This is a genomic window from Micromonospora sp. D93 (assembly GCF_018070365.1).
Lineage (GTDB): Bacteria > Actinomycetota > Actinomycetes > Mycobacteriales > Micromonosporaceae > Micromonospora > Micromonospora ureilytica.
This window is the reverse complement of record NZ_JAGPXW010000021.1, coordinates 48,178-64,369: the sequence shown is the minus strand read 5'-3', so window position 1 is coordinate 64,369 and position 16,192 is coordinate 48,178. Positions and strand designations below refer to the sequence as shown.

Below are 16,192 nucleotides of genomic sequence, written 5' to 3'. Positions count from 1 at the left end.
TCGTCAGACCGTCGGCCCGGTGGTGGTGAGGGCGACCACCGGGCCGAGGACGAAGACGGCGGGCGGGCCGACACCTTCCCGGGCGGCGACGGCGCCGATCTCATCCAGCCGGGCGGGCACGGACCGCTGCGCGGGCAGCCCGGCGTCCTGCACCGCCAGCACCGGGGTCTCCGGGGCACGGCCGTGCTCGATCAGCACGGTCGCGATCTTGGCGATGGTGTCGACGGCCATCAACAACACGACGGTGCCCCGGGCCCGGGCCAGCGCCGCCCAGTCGACGAGCGAGTCGGGGTGCCCGGGCGGCAGGTGCCCCGACACGACAGTGACGTCGTGCGCCACACCCCGGTGCGTCACAGGTACGCCGGCGAGGGCCGGGGCGGCGAGCGCACTGCTCACCCCCGGGACCACAGTCACCGGTACGCCGGCCGCCACGCAGGCCTGCACCTCCTCGTGGCCGCGCCCGAAGACGTACGGGTCACCACCCTTGAGCCGGACCACCCGGCGACCGGCACGGGCGTGCGACACCAGGGCCTCGTTGATCGCCTCCTGGGCCATCGACGGGCCACGGGGCACCTTCGCGGCGTCGACCACCAGCACGTCGGGGCGCAGCCCGGCGAGCAGCCCCTGCGGGGCGAGTCGGTCGACCACCACGACGTCCGCCGCGTCGAGCAGCGCCTTTCCACGTACCGTGATCAGGTCGTCGGGCCCCGGCCCGCCGCCGACCACGGCGACCGAGCCGTGGCCGTGGTGTGCGTGGTCGTGGTGTGCGTGGTCGTGGTGGTCGTGGTGGTGGTGGTGGCCGACCGGGTCGTCGGGGTGGTCGTGCGGGCGTTGCGGGCGACCCACCTTGTCCGCGAAGCCGGGCATCAACACCCGGTACGCGCAGGTGTCGCAGTTCATCCGGATGTCCCCGCCCAGCGCCTCGGCGTACCGCTCCAGGACGAGGTCGGCGAGGGCGTCACAGTCGCCGATCACCTCGGCGACGCGGACGTCCAGGTCGGGGTGGGCGGCGGCGAACTCGGCCGACTGGGCGACGATCCGGTCCGGCAGCACCCCGGCGAACAGGAAGTACGGCGCCACCACGATCCGGCGCGCGCCGAGGCGGCGCAGCCGCTCCAGCACCTCCGGCACCGACGGTTGCGCCAGGGAGATGAAGCCCGGCTCCACGCCCGCGTAGCCGCGCCCCTCCCAGAGCAGCCGGGCGACCTTGGCGACCTCGGCGTTGGCGTCCGGGTCGGTGGACCCCCGCCCGATCAACGCGACCCACGTGCCGGCCCGGTCGGCACCGGCCAGTGCGGCGTCGATGCGTTGTTCGAGGGCTTCGTGCAGCAGCGGGTGGGGGCCGAGCGGGCGGCCGTAGCGGTAGCTCAGCCCGCTGTGGCGCCGCTGCTCGCGGGCCATCGCGGCGGGGATGTCGCCCTTGCCGTGGCCGGCGCCGGTGAGTACCAGCGGCAGCGCCACCAGCGCCCGGTGCCCGCGGGCGACGAGCGCGCCGACCGCGTCGGTCAGCGGTGGGCGGGACAGCTCGATGAAGCCGCCCTCGACGTCGCCGATGTCACCTCGACCGTGGACCCGCTCGACGAGAGCGGCGAACTGCTCGACCCCGGCCGCGCTACGCGTGCCGTGCCCGACGATGACCAACCCGGTCATGACTTCTCCTCGACGTAGAGCAGGGCGTTGAGGGCGGCGGCGGCGACCGCCGAGCCACCCTTCTCACCCACGTTGGACACGGCGGGCAGGCCGCTGGCCCGCAGCGCCGCCTTCGACTCGGCGGCGCCCACGAAGCCGACCGGCAGACCGACGACCAGCGCCGGCGCGGCGTCCAGCGTGAGTAGTTCGACAAGCGCGGTGGGCGCGCAGCCGACCACCCAGACCGCGCCCGGTCCGACCCGCTCCAGGGCGATCCGGACGGCCGCCGCCGAGCGGGTGATGCCGGCCGTGCGGCCCAGGGCGGCGGCGGCCGGCTCGGCGACCGGGCAGACCAGTTCCAGGCCGGCCCGGGTGATGCCGGCGGCGACCATCGCCACGTCGGTGACCACTGGCGCCCCGGCGCGCAGCGCGGCCAGCCCTGACTCCAGGGCGGCCTCGTCGCAGACCAGCTCGTCGACGTACGCGAGGTCGGCGCTGGCGTGCACCACCCGCTCGGTCACCGCGCGGCTCAGCGGCGGCAGGTGCGACAGGTCGACGCGCTCGCGCAGGATGCGGTACGACTCGACCTCGATGGGATGCACCACCCGGTTCATCGGGCTCCTTCAGCACTGTCGGGCTCGACGACGCGGATCGCGTCGACCGGGCAGATCTCCAGGCACTCCAGGCAGCCGGTGCACCGGTCGGCGCGGACGGTGAGGCCACCGGCGACCGGTCGGATCGCGTGCGTGGGGCAGGTGAGCAGGCAGGCCCCGCAGCCCTGGCAGGCGTCGATCGTCACGAGCGCCACCGGTACCCCCGGGGTGTGACCATCCGGCCGGCGACCAGTCGCGTGTCGGTGCTGCCGACGACCACGACGCTGTACATGTCGACGATGGACGGGTCGAGCGTGGCCACTGTCGCGAGGTGCACCCGTTCGCCGGGGCGGCTGGCGTTGCGCACCACGCCGACCGGGGTGTCCGGTGGCCGGTGCGCGGCGAGGATGCCGAGTGCCTTGCCGAGCTGCCAGTCGCGGGCCCGGCTGCGCGGGTTGTAGAAGAGCGTGACGAAGTCACCCTCGGCGGCGGCGGTCACCCGCCGCTCGATGACGTCCCACGGGGTGTGCAGATCGGACAGGCTCAGGTAGGCGTGGTCGTGGCCGAGCGGCGCGCCGAGCAGCGCCCCGGCGGCCAGTGCGGCGGTGACTCCGGGTACGCCCACCACGTCGATCCGCTCGTCGGCGTACTCCAGGGCGGGGCTGGCCATCGCGTACACCCCGGCGTCGCCGGAGCCGATCAGCGCTACCGCCCGGCCGGCGGCGGCCTCGGCGACGGCGGCGCGCGCCCGTGCCTCCTCCGCGCCCAACCCGCTGGAGAGCACCCGGGTCCCCGGGCGGAGCACGTCGCGGACCTGGTCCAGGTACTGGTCGAGGCCGACGACCACGGCGGCGCGACGTAGCTCGGCCACCGCGCGCGGGGTACGCAGGTCGGCGGCGCCCGGTCCGAGGCCGACGACGGCCAGCCGGCCACGTGGCGCGTGCCGGGCCACCGCCACTGTGGCCATCGCCGTCGCGGTCTTGCCCACCAGCAGCGTCGCGTCGTCGGCCCGGCCGTCCGGGCCGAGCAGGGCCGCGGCCTCCGCCACGCTCGGCGTGCCGACCGCGGCGCGGACCACCTCGCTGGGGTGCGGCACGTCGACCGCGGCCAGCCGCGTCGCCGGCCAGGTCACCAGGGGTACGCCGAGAGCGTCGACGGTGCTGCGGATGCCCGCCTCGTCGGCCTTGATGTCGGCGGTGGCCAGGCAGCGCAGGCTCGCCGGGTCGAGGCCGGCCTCGGCCAGCACCCGGTGCAGCAGCTCCGCCACCTCGGCGGCGGGTACGCCCCTGCTCGCGCCCACGCCGGCGACCAGCGACGGCGGCCGCAGCACGGCGGTCCGCTCGTCGGGCGGCACGACCCGGTCGGTGACCAGCAGCCGGTACCCGCCGTCCGGCGTGTCCTCCTCCGTCGTGTCGCCGTCGGCGGCGCGCACGTTCGGGGGCAGGGCGGGCAACGGCCAGTCGACGTCGGCGACCAGCCGGACCGGCTCGCCGTCCAGGATGGCCCGGGACACCGCGGCGACAGCGCCCTGCACGGGCCAGCCGAGGGTGTCCAGCCCCGGCAGGTCGACAGCGTCGGTGGCGGTGGTGATCACCGGTCGGGCGTCCAGCAGGGCGGCGACCTGCTCGGCGAGGGCGTTGGCCCCGCCGGCGTGCCCACCGAGCAGCGCCACGGCGTGCCGGGCGGCCTCGTCTACGACCACCACCGCCGGGTCGGTGCGCTTGTCGTCGAGCAGTGGCGCCACGATCCGCACCACCGCCCCGGTGGCCAGGAACGCGATCACCGCGTCACACAGGGTCCAGGCGGTCCGCAGCGCGTCGGCGACGGTCTCCCCCTCGACCAGCCGGGCGTGCGGCCACGCGGCGGCCACCGTGTCGGCGTGCCGGCGGCCGGCGGCGGTGGCCGCCACCAGGCCGATCCGGGCGGGTGGGTTCTGGTCGGTCACTGGCGCTCCCCGGTGAGGACGACCACCGGGTTGGTGGCCGCGAGGCGGATCGACCCGCCGGGCAGGTCGGCGAGGCGGGCGGCGGAGAGCTGGCTGCCCTCGACGGTGTAGCCGGCGGCGCGCAGGAGACCCACTGCCGGTGCGACCCGGTCCAGTGCGGCCAGGGTGAGCACCACCCGCTCGGGTCGACGGGCCACCACGGCGGTGAGGACGTCGACACCGCCACCGCCGACGAAGACCGCGTCCGGCTCGGGGAGACCGGCCAGGGCCGCCGGGGCACGTCCGGTAACGAGCCGGACGTGCACGGCGTGCGCGGCGGCGTTGGCCTGGACGGTCGCGCCGGCCTCGGGGTCCTGTTCGACGGCGAGCACGGCCGCGCCGAGCAGCGCGCACTCGATGCCGACCGAGCCGCTGCCCGCACCGATGTCCCAGATCAGCCGGCCCAGTCGAGGGCGTAGCCGGGCGACGACGAGGGCACGCACCTCCGATTTCGTGATCATGGAGTCGCGGTGGGCGTACCGGTCCTCCGGCAGCGCCCAGCCGCCGGCCGGCGCGGCGGCGGGCTGGTTGTCGGCGCGCATCCCGCCGACCGTGGCCCGATCGAACGCGCCGTCGGCGAGCGCGGACGCGGCGGGGACCGCGGCGGCGAGGCTGAGCAGGACGTGCGGGTCGGCCCAGGTCTCGGCGGCGGCCTGCTCGGGGGTCACCGCGCGGATCCGTTCGGCGGCGGTGCCCAGGTGCACGGCGACCAGCAGTCGGCGGGACCAGCCGATCAGGCCGGCGCCCAGCTCGGCGGCGCCGGCGCCGGGCGCGGTGAGCACGGCGACCAACGGCAGCGCCCGGCAGGCGTTCACTGCGGCTCGGGGGTCGCGCCCGTGGGCGCTGACCACTGCCGCGCCGTCCCAGGGCAGCCCGGCGTGGGCGAACGCGGCGGCCACACTGGACACCGCCGGCACCACCCGCAGCGGCAGCCCGGCCGCGCGCAGCCGCCGGACGATGCCGAACAGGCCGGGGTCGCCGCTGGCCAGCACCACGGCGGGCACCCCGGCGTCGACGGCCTCGGCGAGGCGGCCCAGGGCGGGGGCGAGCGGCCCGAGGGTGATGGTGTCCGCTCCGGCCGGCACGGGCACCGCGGCCAGGTGCCGGGCGGCGCCGACCACCAGCCCGGCGGCGGCGAGCACCGGGGCGAGCGCCGGGTGCGGCGGGGCGCCCGCGGCATCCAGACCGACCACCGTCACCGGAGACGGCACCCGGGTCACCGGGGCCACCGGCCGGACGAGGCGACGACGTGGGCTCCGGCGAAGTCGACCATCGCCACGTCCACTGTGACCGTCGGCCCGGCGAAGCGCCGCAGCACCTGGCGGACCCGCTGACAGAGCAGGTCGCCGGCCGGGGCGAGCAGCCCGGCGGCCTCCCACAGCTCGTACGCGTGCCGCCCGGTGTTCGCCTCGGTCACGGCGGCGACGAGCGACGGGTCGCCGCCGGCCTCGGCGGTCACCGCGCCGAGCAGGGACAGATCCACAGTGGAGCGGGTGTAGTGGGTCATCAGGATGCCGGCCGCGAGTTTGGCGAGCTTGCCGGCCATGCCGACGAAGACCACACCGGTCATGGCGTCACCCACTGCGGCGGTCACCGCGGCGCCGGTGAAGTCGCCGACCTCGACGAAGCAGACCTCGGGCAGGTCGGGCAGGAGCGCGCGGGCGGCCCGCTCGGTACGCCCGCCGGTGCAGAGCACCACTGTCGGCTCGCCCTGGGCGGCCATCACGTGCACGGCCTGCACGACGCTGGCCCGCCACGACGCGGTGGAGAAGGGGCGGACGATCCCGGTGGTGCCGAGAATCGAGATGCCGCCCAGGATGCCGAGCCGGCGGTTGGTGGTCTTGCGGGCCATGATCTCGCCCCGGGGCACGCTGATCACCACCCGGACGCCGACCTCGCTGAGGTCGACCACCTCGGCCACCGCCTCGCCGATCATCCGGCGGGGGGTGTCGTTGATGGCCGGGCCGCCGACCGCGAGCCCGAGGCCGGGTTTGGTGACAGTGCCGACACCGGCGCCGCCGGCGAGCCGTAGGCCGGGGACGTCGGTCCAGTTGACTGTGGCGGTCAGCTCGGCACCGTGGGTGACGTCCGGATCGTCCCCGGCGTCCTTGACCACCACCGCCTCGGCGCGGACCGGTGGGGTGCCGGTCACCTCGCAGCGCTCCACCGGGAAGCGCACCCGGCGTCCGGCGGGCAGCCCGATCTCCACCTCCTGCTGGCTGGTGCCGGTGACAAGCGCGGTGACTGCGGCCTTGGTTGCCGCCGTCGCGCACGCGCCGGTCGTCCAGCCGGTGCGCAGCGCGGTGGGCCGGACCTTCGCGGTGCGCGGCAGGTCCGGTTCGCGCAGCGGCGGCTCGGCGTACGTCATGGTGTGTCTGTCTCCCCGGCGCGGGCGGCGGTCTGGCGGCGCAGCTCGGCGCGGGCGGCCGGCTCGGCCCGGCGGAAGGTGTGGAAGTGCCCGGGGTGGTAGAGGTGCGAGCGGGTGCCCTCGGCGGCGAGGGCCGGCCCGACCAGGAACAGGGTGTGCTTCCACAGCTTGTGCTGCTTGACAGTCGCCTCCAGGCTGCCGACCGTGCAGCGCACCACCAGTTCGTCGGGCCAGGTCGCCTGGTACGCCACCACGGCCGGGGTGTCCTCCGGGTAGCCGCCGGCCAGCAGTTCGGCCTGCACCTGTCCGGAGCGGGCGGCGGAGAGGAACAGCGCCATGGTGGTGCCGTGCCGGGCGAAGTCGCGGACCCGCTCGCCGGGCGGCATCGGGGTCTTGCCACCTTCGAGGCGGGTGAGGATCACCGACTGGGCCACCTCGGGCACTGTCAGCTCCCGTCCGACGATCGCCGCGACGGCGGTGAACGAGGACACCCCGGGCACGATCTCGACGGCCAGGTCGAGGGCCCGGCACAGGTCCAGCTGCTCCTGCACCGCGCCCCACAGCGCCGGGTCTCCGGAGTGGATCCGGGCCACGGTCAGCCCCTGCTCGGCGGCACGCTCGTAGAGCGGCAGCACGCCCTCGATGGGTAGCTGCGACGAGTCGACGATCTCCGCGCCGGGGCGGGCGTGGTCGAGCACGTCGGCGTGCACCAGGCTGGCCGCCCAGATCACGATGTCCGCCTCGGCGATCACCCGGGCGGCCCGCAGGGTCAGCAGGTCCGCCGCTCCGGGGCCGGCTCCGACGAACCACACAGTGCCATCGCTGGTCACAGCTTTCCTCCTCGGTGCTCGCGGCGGGCCGGAACCAGCAGCGTCGACAGATAGGGCAGGTCGTGCTCGGTGTCCTCGACCGGCCCGATACGTTCACCGGGCAGTCCCAGGCTGCGTCCGAGCACGGCGTCGGCGAGGCGGCCCTGCCGGCGCAGCTCGGCGAGCAACTCCGGGTGCCGCCGCCAGCCCTTGTAGGCGACCACGCTGCCCGGCCCGGCCAGGGCGTCGGCGAAGAGCGCCAGGCCCGCGGTGGCCGGCAGCAGGGTGAGCGGTTCGCGTCCCTCGCAGAGCGGGGTGCCGCTACGCGCGGCCAGCTCCTGCATGGCGGTGACGCCGGGCACTGTCGCCACCCGCACCGCCGGGCGCAGCGCGCGGACGCTCTGGGCCAGGTAGCCGAAGGTGGAGTAGACGTTGGGGTCGCCGATGGTGGCGAACGCGAGGGACCGCGCCCCCGCGTCGATCGCCTCGACCACCACCCGGGCGGCCTCGTCCCAGGCCGCCGCCCGTCGGGCGGTCACCCCACCCCGGTCGTCCAGCGCGAACGGCAGCCGGCGCATCCGGTCCGCCGCGACGTACTCCCGGACGGTCGCCTCGGCCCGCCCGGCGTCCGCTGCCGGTGGCGTCGGGCCGGCGGTCACGGTGGTCGCGACCCGGTCCGCCATCACGGGTACGAAGACCAGGTCGGCCTCGCGCAACAGCCGCACCGCCTTGACGGTGAGCAGTTCCGGGTCACCCGGGCCGACGCCGACCCCGGTGAGCGTGGCGTCGGCGCTCACCGGCACGCCTCGACGAGTCGACGGGCCGCGTCCGGGTGGCCGGACCAGTGGGTGTGCAGGTAGGACGCGTGCACCCGGCCGGTGACGAAGCCGTGCTCGGTGTCGTTCCAGCGCCACGCCGGCGCGTCGCCGTGCCCAGGGTCGGTGGCGGTGCGGTGGAACTCGTGGCCGCGTACCGGCTCGCCGGCGCGCGCCACGGGCGAGTCGGTGACGGCCACTGCCTCGCGGTAGCCGAGGGTAAGCCGGTCGGTCATTCGGGCGGTCAGGTCCAGTCGGCCGCACATCGGCACACCGTCCAGGGACCGCCCGAGGTAGAGCAGCCCGGCGCACTCGGCCACTATCGGCCCGTCGAAGTCAGCCAGTTCGGCGCGGAGCGCCGTGTTGTCGGCCAGTGTCTGCGCGTACGCCTCGGGGAAGCCGCCGCCGATCACCACCGCCCGGGTGCCGGTGGGTAGCGCCGGGTCACGCAGCGGGTCGACGGTGACGACCTCCGCGCCGGCCGCGGCGAGCAGTTCGGCGGTCTCCGCGTACGAGAAGGTGAAGGCCGGACCACCGGCGAGGGCGACCCGTGGTCGCTCGACGCCGGCCGGCCCGCCGACGGCGGCGACCGGGTCCCACGCCGGGGTGGTCAGCGGCGGGGCGGTCCGGGCCAGGTCGAGCACGGCGTCGAGGTCCACTGTGGCCTCGACCAGCTCGGCGAGCGCGGTGACGATCGCGACCGATTCGGGTGCCCGCTCGGCGACCGGCACCAACCCGAGGTGCCGGGCCGGCGCGGCCACCTCGGCGGCGCGGGTGACAGCCCCGAGCACCGGTACGCCCACCTCGGCGAGGGCGTCGCGCAGCAGCGTCTCGTGCCGGGGAGAGCCGACCCGGTTGAGGATCACCCCGCCGATCCGTACCGCCGGATCGAACGCGGCCATGCCGAGGGTGAGCGCGGCGGCCGACCGGCCCTGCGCTGTGGTGTCCAGAACCAGCAGCACGGGTGCCTCGATCAGCCGGGCGACGTGTGCCGTGGAGGCGTAGTCGCGGCGGCCCACCGCGCCGTCGTGCAGCCCCATGACGCCCTCGACCACTGCGATGTCGGCGGGCGTGGGGACGCTCGCACCGTGGCGCAGCAGCGGGGCGATCCGGTCGACCCCGACCAGGAACGGGTCGAGGTTGCGCCCTGCTCGCCCGGCGGCGAGGGCGTGGTAGCCGGGGTCGATGTAGTCGGGGCCGACCTTGTGCGGGCTGACCGTCAGACCCCGACGGCGCAGCGCGGCGAGCAGCCCGGTGGCCACAGTGGTCTTGCCGTGGCCGCTGGCCGGGGCGGCGACCACCACCCGGGGCAGCGCCCAGTGCGCGCTCACCACTCGATGCCCTTCTGGCCCTTCTGGCCGGCGTCCATCGGGTGCTTGACCTTGGTCAGCTCGGCGACCAGGTCGGCGGCGGCGACCAGGCGCGGGTCGGCGTCCCGACCGGTGATCACGACGTGTTGGAAGCCGGGCCGGTCGGCCAGTGTGGCGACCACCTCGTCGACGTCCACCCAACCCCACTTCATCGGGTAGGTGAACTCGTCCAGCACGTACAGCCCGTAGCGCTCGGCGGCCAGGTCACGCTGAATCTGCCGCCAGCCCTCCAGGGCGTCGGCGGCGTGGTCGGCCTCGCCGCCGCGCTGGATCCAGGACCAGCCCTCGCCCATCTTGTGCCAGGCCACCGGGGCGCCCTGGCCGGTGCGCTCGTGCACCTCACCGAGCGCCCGGAAGGCGTTCTCCTCCCCCACCCGCCACTTGGCGCTCTTGACGAACTGGAACACCCCGACCGGCAGGCCGGCCGTCCAGGCCCGCAACGCCAGCCCGAAGGCCGCCGTCGACTTCCCCTTCATCTGTCCGGTGTGAACGATCAGCAACTGTCGGTGCCGCCGCTGCCGGGTGGTCAACCCGTCAGCAGGCACGTGACTCGGTTGTCCCTGCGGCATCAGCACGTCCCCCGTCCCGCGGACACTCCCGCGATCTTGCGGTTTCTGTTGGTCATATGCGCACTTCGCCCTCTATGCCGCGACAGGAAGTGCAAGATCGCGGGGGTGGGGGTGGGTGAGGGCTTCGAGGGGCGTTCGGGGGGCGTTCAGCTGGGTGGCCAGGCGGGCGGCCAGGTGCAGGCGGACCGGGCCGGACTCGCAGTCGACGACCACGCACGGAGCCCCCGTGGCGGCCAGGACGCCGGCCGCCGCTGCCGCCCGGTCGAGGGGACGAGTGCCCGCCGTGGCTCTCCCGTCGGTGACGACAAGGACCAACGGGCGGCGCTTCGGATCGCGCAGGCGCTCCACCCGCAACAGGTCCGCGGCGGCGAGCAACCCCTCGGCCAGCGGCGTACGCCCGCCGGTGGGCAACTCGGCCAGCCGGGTCGAGGCGGCCAGCACCGACGAGGTCGCCGGCAGCAGGATCCGGGCGTCGGCACCCCGGAACGCGATCACCGCGACCTTGTCCCGCCGCTGGTACGCGTCGGTGAGCAGGGCGAGCACCGCGTCCTTCACCGTGGTCATCCGCTGCCTGGCGCCCATCGAGCCGCTCGCGTCCACCACGAAGAGCACCAGGTTGCCCTCGCGCCCCTCACGAACCGCCTCGCGCAGGTCGTCCCGGCGCAGTCGCAGCGGACCGGTCAGCCGGCCCCGGGCGGCCTGGTGCGGCGCGGCGGCGCGGATCGTGGCCGGCAGGTGCAACGCCCCGACCCGGCCCGTCGGCACCCGCGCGCCGGTGGTGCGGCCCCGCCCGGTGCGGGCGCGCGAACGCCGGCCCGGCACCCCGTCACCCACGCCGGGCGCGGTGAGCACCCGCGCCTTCAACCCACCCCGGGGTACGGCCACCGGCTGGGACTCCCCGCCGCCGGTCGGGTCGTCGTCACCGGTCACCGACTGCCGGCCGCCGCGCGGGCGCGCGTTCTGGCCGTCGCCGCCTCGGTCGCCCTGCTGGTGCTGCGGCCAGCCGCCGGTGCCGTCCGGGCCGTCGGTGCGCCCCTCGGGGCCCGCGCCGTCCCGCGCCGTCGAGTGCTCCGTCGACCCGGGTTCGCAGTCGTCGACGCCGTTGCCGCCCTGCGGTCCGCCGCCGCTAGGGCCGCCCCCGTTTGGTCCGCCCCCGTTCGGGCCTCCGTCACCGGCCGGGCCACCGCCGTCCGGGCCGCCGTCGTCGGGGCCGGCGTCGTCCGGGTCGTCGGGGTGGGCGTCCTGGGCGCGCTGCAACGCCTCGTCGAGGCGCTTCTCGTCCAGCCCCGGGGTGTCGAACGGGTCGCGGCGGCGGCGGTGCGGCAGCGCCAGCCGGGCGGCCACCCGGACGTCGTCGATGGTGACCCGGTCCCGGCCGTGCCAGGCGGCGTGGGCGAGGGCGGTACGGGCGGTGACGATGTCGGCCCGCATCCCGTCCACGTCGAACGCCGCACACACCTCGGCGATCTGCCGCAACGCGGCGTCCGGCAGGCGTACCCCGGGAAGTCGGCGGCGGGCGGCGACCACCTGGGCGGCGATCTCCGCGTCGGCGTCGGCCCAGCGGGCGGCGAAACCGACCGGGTCCGCGTCGGCGGCCAGCCGGCGGCGGACCACCTCGACCCGGATCTCCGGGTCCCGACTGGCACCCACCTCCACGGTGAGCCCGAACCGGTCGAGCAGCTGCGGGCGCAGCTCCCCCTCCTCCGGGTTCATCGTGCCGACCAGCAGGAACCGGGCCGCGTGACTGACCGAGACGCCCTCCCGCTCAACGTGGCTGCGGCCCATCGCCGCCGCGTCCAGCAGCAGGTCGACGAGGTGGTCGTGCAGCAGGTTGACCTCGTCGACGTAGAGCACCCCCCGGTGCGCGGCGGTGAGCAGGCCCGGCTCGAAGGCGCGTACCCCCTCGCCGATCGCCTTCTCCAGATCCAGCGCGCCAACCACCCGGTCCTCGGCGGCGCCCACCGGCAGCTCGACGAGGCGGGCCGGGCGGGTCTCGGCGGCGGCGTCGGCCGGGTGCGGGCCGTCCGGGCAGGCCGGGTCGGGCTCGGCCGGGTCACAGCCGAAACGGCAGCCGGCCAGCCGGCGCACCGGCGGCAGCAGCGCGGCGAGCGCCCGCACGGCTGTGGACTTGGCGGTCCCCTTCTCACCACGGACCAGCACCCCGCCGATCGCCGGGGACACCGCGTTGAGCAGCAACGCCAGCCGCATGTCGGCCATGCCGAGCACCGCGCTGAACGGGTAAATCGTCACTGTGCCTTCTTCCGTTCGCGACTGCGGGGCTCGCAAAACCGGCTCACTCCTCGCGCTAACTGTGCTTCCTTCGATCGCGACTGCGGGGCTCGCAAAACCGGCTCACTCCTCGCGCTCACACCCGGTCCTCCAGGTCGCCCTCGCTGGCCAGGTACGTGTCGCGCAGCCGATCGAGGGTGGCCGGTTCCGGCTTGGCCCACAGCCCCCGGTCGGCGGCCTCCAACAGCCGCTCGGTGATGCCGCGCAGCGCCCACGGGTTGGACTTCTCCAGGAACTCCCGGGTCGTGCCGTCGAAGAGGTACGCGGCGGCCAGGTGCTCGTACATCCAGTCGTCGACCACGCCGGCGGTGGCGTCGTAGCCGAACAGGTAGTCCACTGTGGCCGCCAGCTCGAACGCGCCCTTGTAGCCGTGCCGGCGCATCGCGGCGATCCACTTCGGGTTGACCACCCGGGCCCGGAAAACCCGCCGGGTCTCCTCGCCCAACGTGCGGGTGCGCACGTCGTGCGGCATCGCCGAGTCCCCCACGTACGCCTGCGGTGACGTGCCGGTGAGGTGGCGGACCATCGCCACCATCCCGCCGTGGTACTGGAAGTAGTCGTCGGAGTCGACGATGTCGTGCTCGCGGGTGTCCTGGTTCTTCACCGCCACAGCGATCCGGGCGAACGAGCGCTCCATGTCGGCGCGCGCCTCCCGCCCGTCCAGGCCCCGGCCGTACGCGTAGCCACCCCACACCGCGTACACCTCGGCCAGGTCGGCGTCGCTGCGCCAGGTCCGGGCGTCGATCAGGGGCAGCAGCCCCGCGCCGTACGCGCCGGGCTTGGAGCCGAAGATCCGGGCGGTGGCCCGCCGCTCGTCGCCGTGCTCGGCGACGTCGGCGGTGACGTGTGCCCGCAGGTAGTTCTCCTCGTCCGGCTCGTCCAGGGCGGCGACCCGCCGGACGGCGTCGTCGAGCAACGCCACGACGTGCGGGAACGCGTCGCGGAAGAAGCCGGAGATGCGCACTGTGACGTCGACGCGGGGCCGGCCCAGCTCGGCGGTCGACACCACCTCGATGCCGGTGACCCGCCGGGACCTGTCGTCCCAGACCGGCCGGCAGCCCAGCAGCGCGAGCACCTCGGCGATGTCGTCGCCCTGGGTCCGCATGGCGCTGGTGCCCCACACGGTCAACCCCACCGAGCGGGGGTACGCGCCGGTGTCGGCGAGGTGCCGGGCCAGCAGCGAGTCGGCGAGGGCCACCCCGACGTCCCAGGCGTTGCGGCTGGGGATGGCCTTCGGGTCGACGGAGTAGAAGTTGCGGCCGGTGGGCAGCACGTTGACCAGGCCCCGGGTGGGTGAGCCGGACGGGCCGGGTGGAACGAACCTCCCGTCCAGCGCCCCGAGGGTGTTGGTCAGCTCGTCGGTGGTCCGGTCCAGTCGGGGCACCAGCTCGGTGGCGGCGAAGTGTAGCACCGCGGCGACGTCCGGGATCGACCGACCGGTCACCTCCGTCACCACGGCGTCGACAGTGTCCACGGCCCAGTCCAGGGTCTCCATGCCGACGACCAGCCGCCGCGCGAGGGCCTCGATGAGGTCGATCGCGTCGGCGGCGGTGCCGGCCGGCCCGTCCACCACGTCGGTCAGCGCCGTGGGCAGCGCCAGTCGCTGTCCCGGCGACGCGAGCAGCTCCTGCTCGTCGAGGGAGTACGCGGCGGCGAGGGCCTGGCGCATGCCGGGCAGGGCGCGGGCGCCGCCCCAGATCTGCGGGGCGCGCAGCACCGCGAGGACCAGATTGACCCGTGGCTCGCCGGTGGGCGCGTCGGCGAGGATGTGCAGCCCGTCGCGGATCTGCACGTCCTTGACCTCGCAGAGGTACCCGTCGAGGTGCAGCACGAAGTCGTCGAAGTCGTCCGCGTCGGGCATGGCCTCGGCGTGCAGGTCGTGGTGCAGCTCGGCGGCGCGCACCAGGTCCCAGATCTGGGCCCGCACGGTGGGCACCTTGGCCGGGTCGAGGGCCTGCACTGTCGCGTACTCGTCGAGCAGTTGCTCCAGTTTGGCCAGGTCGCCGTAGGTCTCGGCGCGGGCCATCGGCGGGACCAGGTGGTCGACGACCACGGCGTGCGCCCGCCGCTTGGCCTGGGTGCCCTCGCCGGGGTCGTTGACGATGAACGGGTACACCAGCGGCAGGTCGCCGAGGACCGCGTCGGGCGCGCAGTCGGCGGCGAGGCCGAGGCCCTTGCCGGGCAGCCACTCCAGGGTGCCGTGCTTGCCCAGGTGCACCACGGCGTCCGCGCCGAAGCCGCCGTCCGCGACGGGCGCTGTCAACCAGCGGTACGCGGCCAGGTAGTGGTGGCTGGGCGGCAGGTCCGGGTCGTGGTAGATGGCGATCGGGTTCTCCCCGAAGCCGCGGGGCGGCTGGATCAGCAGCACCACGTTGCCGAAGCGCAGCCCGGCGAGCACGATGTCGCCGCCCTCGGTGTACAGCTCGCCGGGCGGCTCACCCCAGTGCTCCCGCATCCGCTCGCGCAGTTCGGCCGGGACCTGGTCGAACCAGCGCCGGTACGTCGGCCCCGGTATCCGGGCCTCGGCGGCGGCCAACTGCTCCGGGGTGAGCCACTCCACGTCGTGGCCACCGGCGGCGATCAGCGCGTGGATCAGCGCGTCGCCGTCGTCGGGCGGCGGCGCGTCACCCAGGTCGTAGCCGGCCTCGGCCAGCGCGGCGAACAGCCGGACCGCCGAGGCCGGGGTGTCCAGCCCGACGGCGTTACCGACCCGGGAGTGCTTGGTGGGGTACGAGCTGAACACCACGGCGACCCGCTTGTCGGCGTGCGGCACGTACCGCAGCCGGGCGTGGCGCACCGCGATCCCGGCGACCCGGGCGGCCCGCTCGGGGTCGGCGGCGTAGACCGAGAGCCCGTCGGCGTCGATCTGCTTGAACGAGAACGGCACTGTGACGATCCGGCCGTCGAACTCGGGGATGGCCACCTGCATGGCGGCGTCCAACGGGGACAGTCCGGCGTCGCTGTCGGCCCACTGCGCGTGGGTGCTGGTGAGGCAGAGCGCCTGGATGACCGGCACGTCCAGGGCGGCCAGGGCACCCACGTCCCAGGCGTCCTCGTCGCCGCCGCCGGAGGCGTCCGCGGCGACCGCGCCGCCGGCCGCGAGCACCGTGACCAGCAGAGTGTCACAGCGGGCGAAGAGCCCGAGTGGGCCGGCGCCGGCGGTCAGCCCGCGCAGTGAGCCGCAGAAGATCGGCAGCGGGTTGCCGCCGGCCTTGTGGACGGCGTCCGCGAGCACGTCGACGAAGTTGGTGTTGCCGGCGAGGGCGTGCGCCCGGTAGAAGACGATTCCCACTGTGGGCCGGTCCGGGTCGGCGGGGTGGTCGCCGTGCACGCCGTACGCCGGGGTGGCTGTGGGCGGGGCGAACCCCTCACCGGTGAGCAGCACCGTGTCGGACAGGAACCGGGCCAGCTGCCCCAGGTTGTCCGGCCCGCCCTCGACCAGGTACGCCAGCGCCTGGGTGACGACCCCGGACGGCACCGTGGAAATGGCCATCAGCTCCGCGTCGGGGAGCGCCTCGCCGCCGAGCACGACCGTCGGCACGCCGGTGGCGAGCACCACGGCGAGGCCGTCCGGCCACGCCTGCCGACCGCCGAGCAGGCGTACGACGACGAGGGCGATCCCGTCGAGCAGGGCGGGCACCTCCTCGACGGTGACCCGCGCGGGGTTGGCCAACCGGTAGTCGGCGCCGCTGGCACGGGCGGCCAGCAGGTCGGTGTCGGCGGTGGACAGCAGCAGGATGCGCACGGCAGGCTCCGGAAAGTGACG

Annotated in this window: 12 protein-coding genes; all 12 read right to left on the bottom strand. The window is 75.3% G+C overall.

Annotated elements, in window-relative coordinates:
* Positions 1-3: 3 nt before the first annotated feature.
* Positions 4-1,650 carry a uroporphyrinogen-III C-methyltransferase gene (cobA, locus tag KBX71_RS22235; RefSeq protein WP_210819872.1) on the bottom strand — a complete coding sequence of 549 codons (1,647 nt, stop codon included), beginning with the start codon at positions 1,648-1,650 and terminating at the stop codon, positions 4-6.
* A complete protein-coding gene (locus tag KBX71_RS22230) occupies positions 1,647-2,243 on the bottom strand; it encodes a precorrin-8X methylmutase (RefSeq protein WP_210819871.1) in 597 nt (198 codons plus the stop codon). The genes cobA and KBX71_RS22230 overlap by 4 nt, the downstream gene beginning before the upstream one ends.
* Entirely contained in the window at positions 2,240-2,437 is a 198-nt protein-coding gene (locus KBX71_RS22225; RefSeq protein ID WP_196926564.1) for a DUF362 domain-containing protein, read from the bottom strand. The genes KBX71_RS22230 and KBX71_RS22225 overlap by 4 nt, the downstream gene beginning before the upstream one ends.
* Positions 2,425-4,167: a precorrin-3B C(17)-methyltransferase gene (gene cobJ, locus KBX71_RS22220; protein ID WP_210819870.1), complete on the bottom strand. Its 1,743-nt coding sequence runs from the start codon at positions 4,165-4,167 to the stop codon at positions 2,425-2,427. The genes KBX71_RS22225 and cobJ overlap by 13 nt, the downstream gene beginning before the upstream one ends.
* Positions 4,164-5,435, bottom strand: coding sequence for a precorrin-6y C5,15-methyltransferase (decarboxylating) subunit CbiE (gene cbiE, locus KBX71_RS22215; protein ID WP_210819869.1), 1,272 nt, complete (start codon positions 5,433-5,435; stop codon positions 4,164-4,166). The genes cobJ and cbiE overlap by 4 nt, the downstream gene beginning before the upstream one ends.
* On the bottom strand, positions 5,423-6,574 hold the full coding sequence (locus KBX71_RS22210) for a cobalt-precorrin-5B (C(1))-methyltransferase (protein ID WP_210819868.1): 1,152 nt from the start codon (positions 6,572-6,574) through the stop codon (positions 5,423-5,425). The genes cbiE and KBX71_RS22210 overlap by 13 nt, the downstream gene beginning before the upstream one ends.
* Entirely contained in the window at positions 6,571-7,404 is an 834-nt protein-coding gene (gene cobM / locus KBX71_RS22205) for a precorrin-4 C(11)-methyltransferase (RefSeq protein ID WP_210819867.1), read from the bottom strand. Before cobM ends, KBX71_RS22210 begins: the two co-directional genes overlap by 4 nt.
* Positions 7,401-8,180: a precorrin-2 C(20)-methyltransferase gene (gene cobI, locus KBX71_RS22200; protein ID WP_210819866.1), complete on the bottom strand. Its 780-nt coding sequence runs from the start codon at positions 8,178-8,180 to the stop codon at positions 7,401-7,403. The genes cobM and cobI overlap by 4 nt, the downstream gene beginning before the upstream one ends.
* On the bottom strand, positions 8,177-9,532 hold the full coding sequence (locus KBX71_RS22195; RefSeq protein ID WP_210819865.1) for a cobyrinate a,c-diamide synthase: 1,356 nt from the start codon (positions 9,530-9,532) through the stop codon (positions 8,177-8,179). Before KBX71_RS22195 ends, cobI begins: the two co-directional genes overlap by 4 nt.
* Positions 9,526-10,137 carry a cob(I)yrinic acid a,c-diamide adenosyltransferase gene (gene cobO, locus KBX71_RS22190; RefSeq protein WP_124823190.1) on the bottom strand — a complete coding sequence of 204 codons (612 nt, stop codon included), beginning with the start codon at positions 10,135-10,137 and terminating at the stop codon, positions 9,526-9,528. Before cobO ends, KBX71_RS22195 begins: the two co-directional genes overlap by 7 nt.
* Positions 10,138-10,209: 72 nt before the next feature.
* Positions 10,210-12,354 carry a magnesium chelatase subunit D family protein gene (locus KBX71_RS22185; RefSeq protein WP_210819917.1) on the bottom strand — a complete coding sequence of 715 codons (2,145 nt, stop codon included), beginning with the start codon at positions 12,352-12,354 and terminating at the stop codon, positions 10,210-10,212.
* 148 nt (positions 12,355-12,502) lie between these two features.
* Positions 12,503-16,171 (bottom strand): cobaltochelatase subunit CobN, encoded by a 3,669-nt coding sequence (gene cobN / locus KBX71_RS22180; protein WP_210819864.1) that lies wholly within the window; start codon positions 16,169-16,171, stop codon positions 12,503-12,505.
* Between the last annotated feature and the right edge of the window lie 21 nt (positions 16,172-16,192).

What these genes read in the sequence shown, in the direction of transcription:
- cobO (WP_124823190.1), bottom strand. Translation starts at nt 10,137, where the DNA reads ATGCCGCAGGGACAACCGAGTCACGTGCCTGCTGACGGGTTGACCACC.
- KBX71_RS22185 (WP_210819917.1), bottom strand. Translation starts at nt 12,354, where the DNA reads ATGGCCGACATGCGGCTGGCGTTGCTGCTCAACGCGGTGTCCCCGGCG.
- cobA (WP_210819872.1), bottom strand. Translation starts at nt 1,650, where the DNA reads ATGACCGGGTTGGTCATCGTCGGGCACGGCACGCGTAGCGCGGCCGGG.
- KBX71_RS22210 (WP_210819868.1), bottom strand. Translation starts at nt 6,574, where the DNA reads ATGACGTACGCCGAGCCGCCGCTGCGCGAACCGGACCTGCCGCGCACC.
- KBX71_RS22230 (WP_210819871.1), bottom strand. Translation starts at nt 2,243, where the DNA reads ATGAACCGGGTGGTGCATCCCATCGAGGTCGAGTCGTACCGCATCCTG.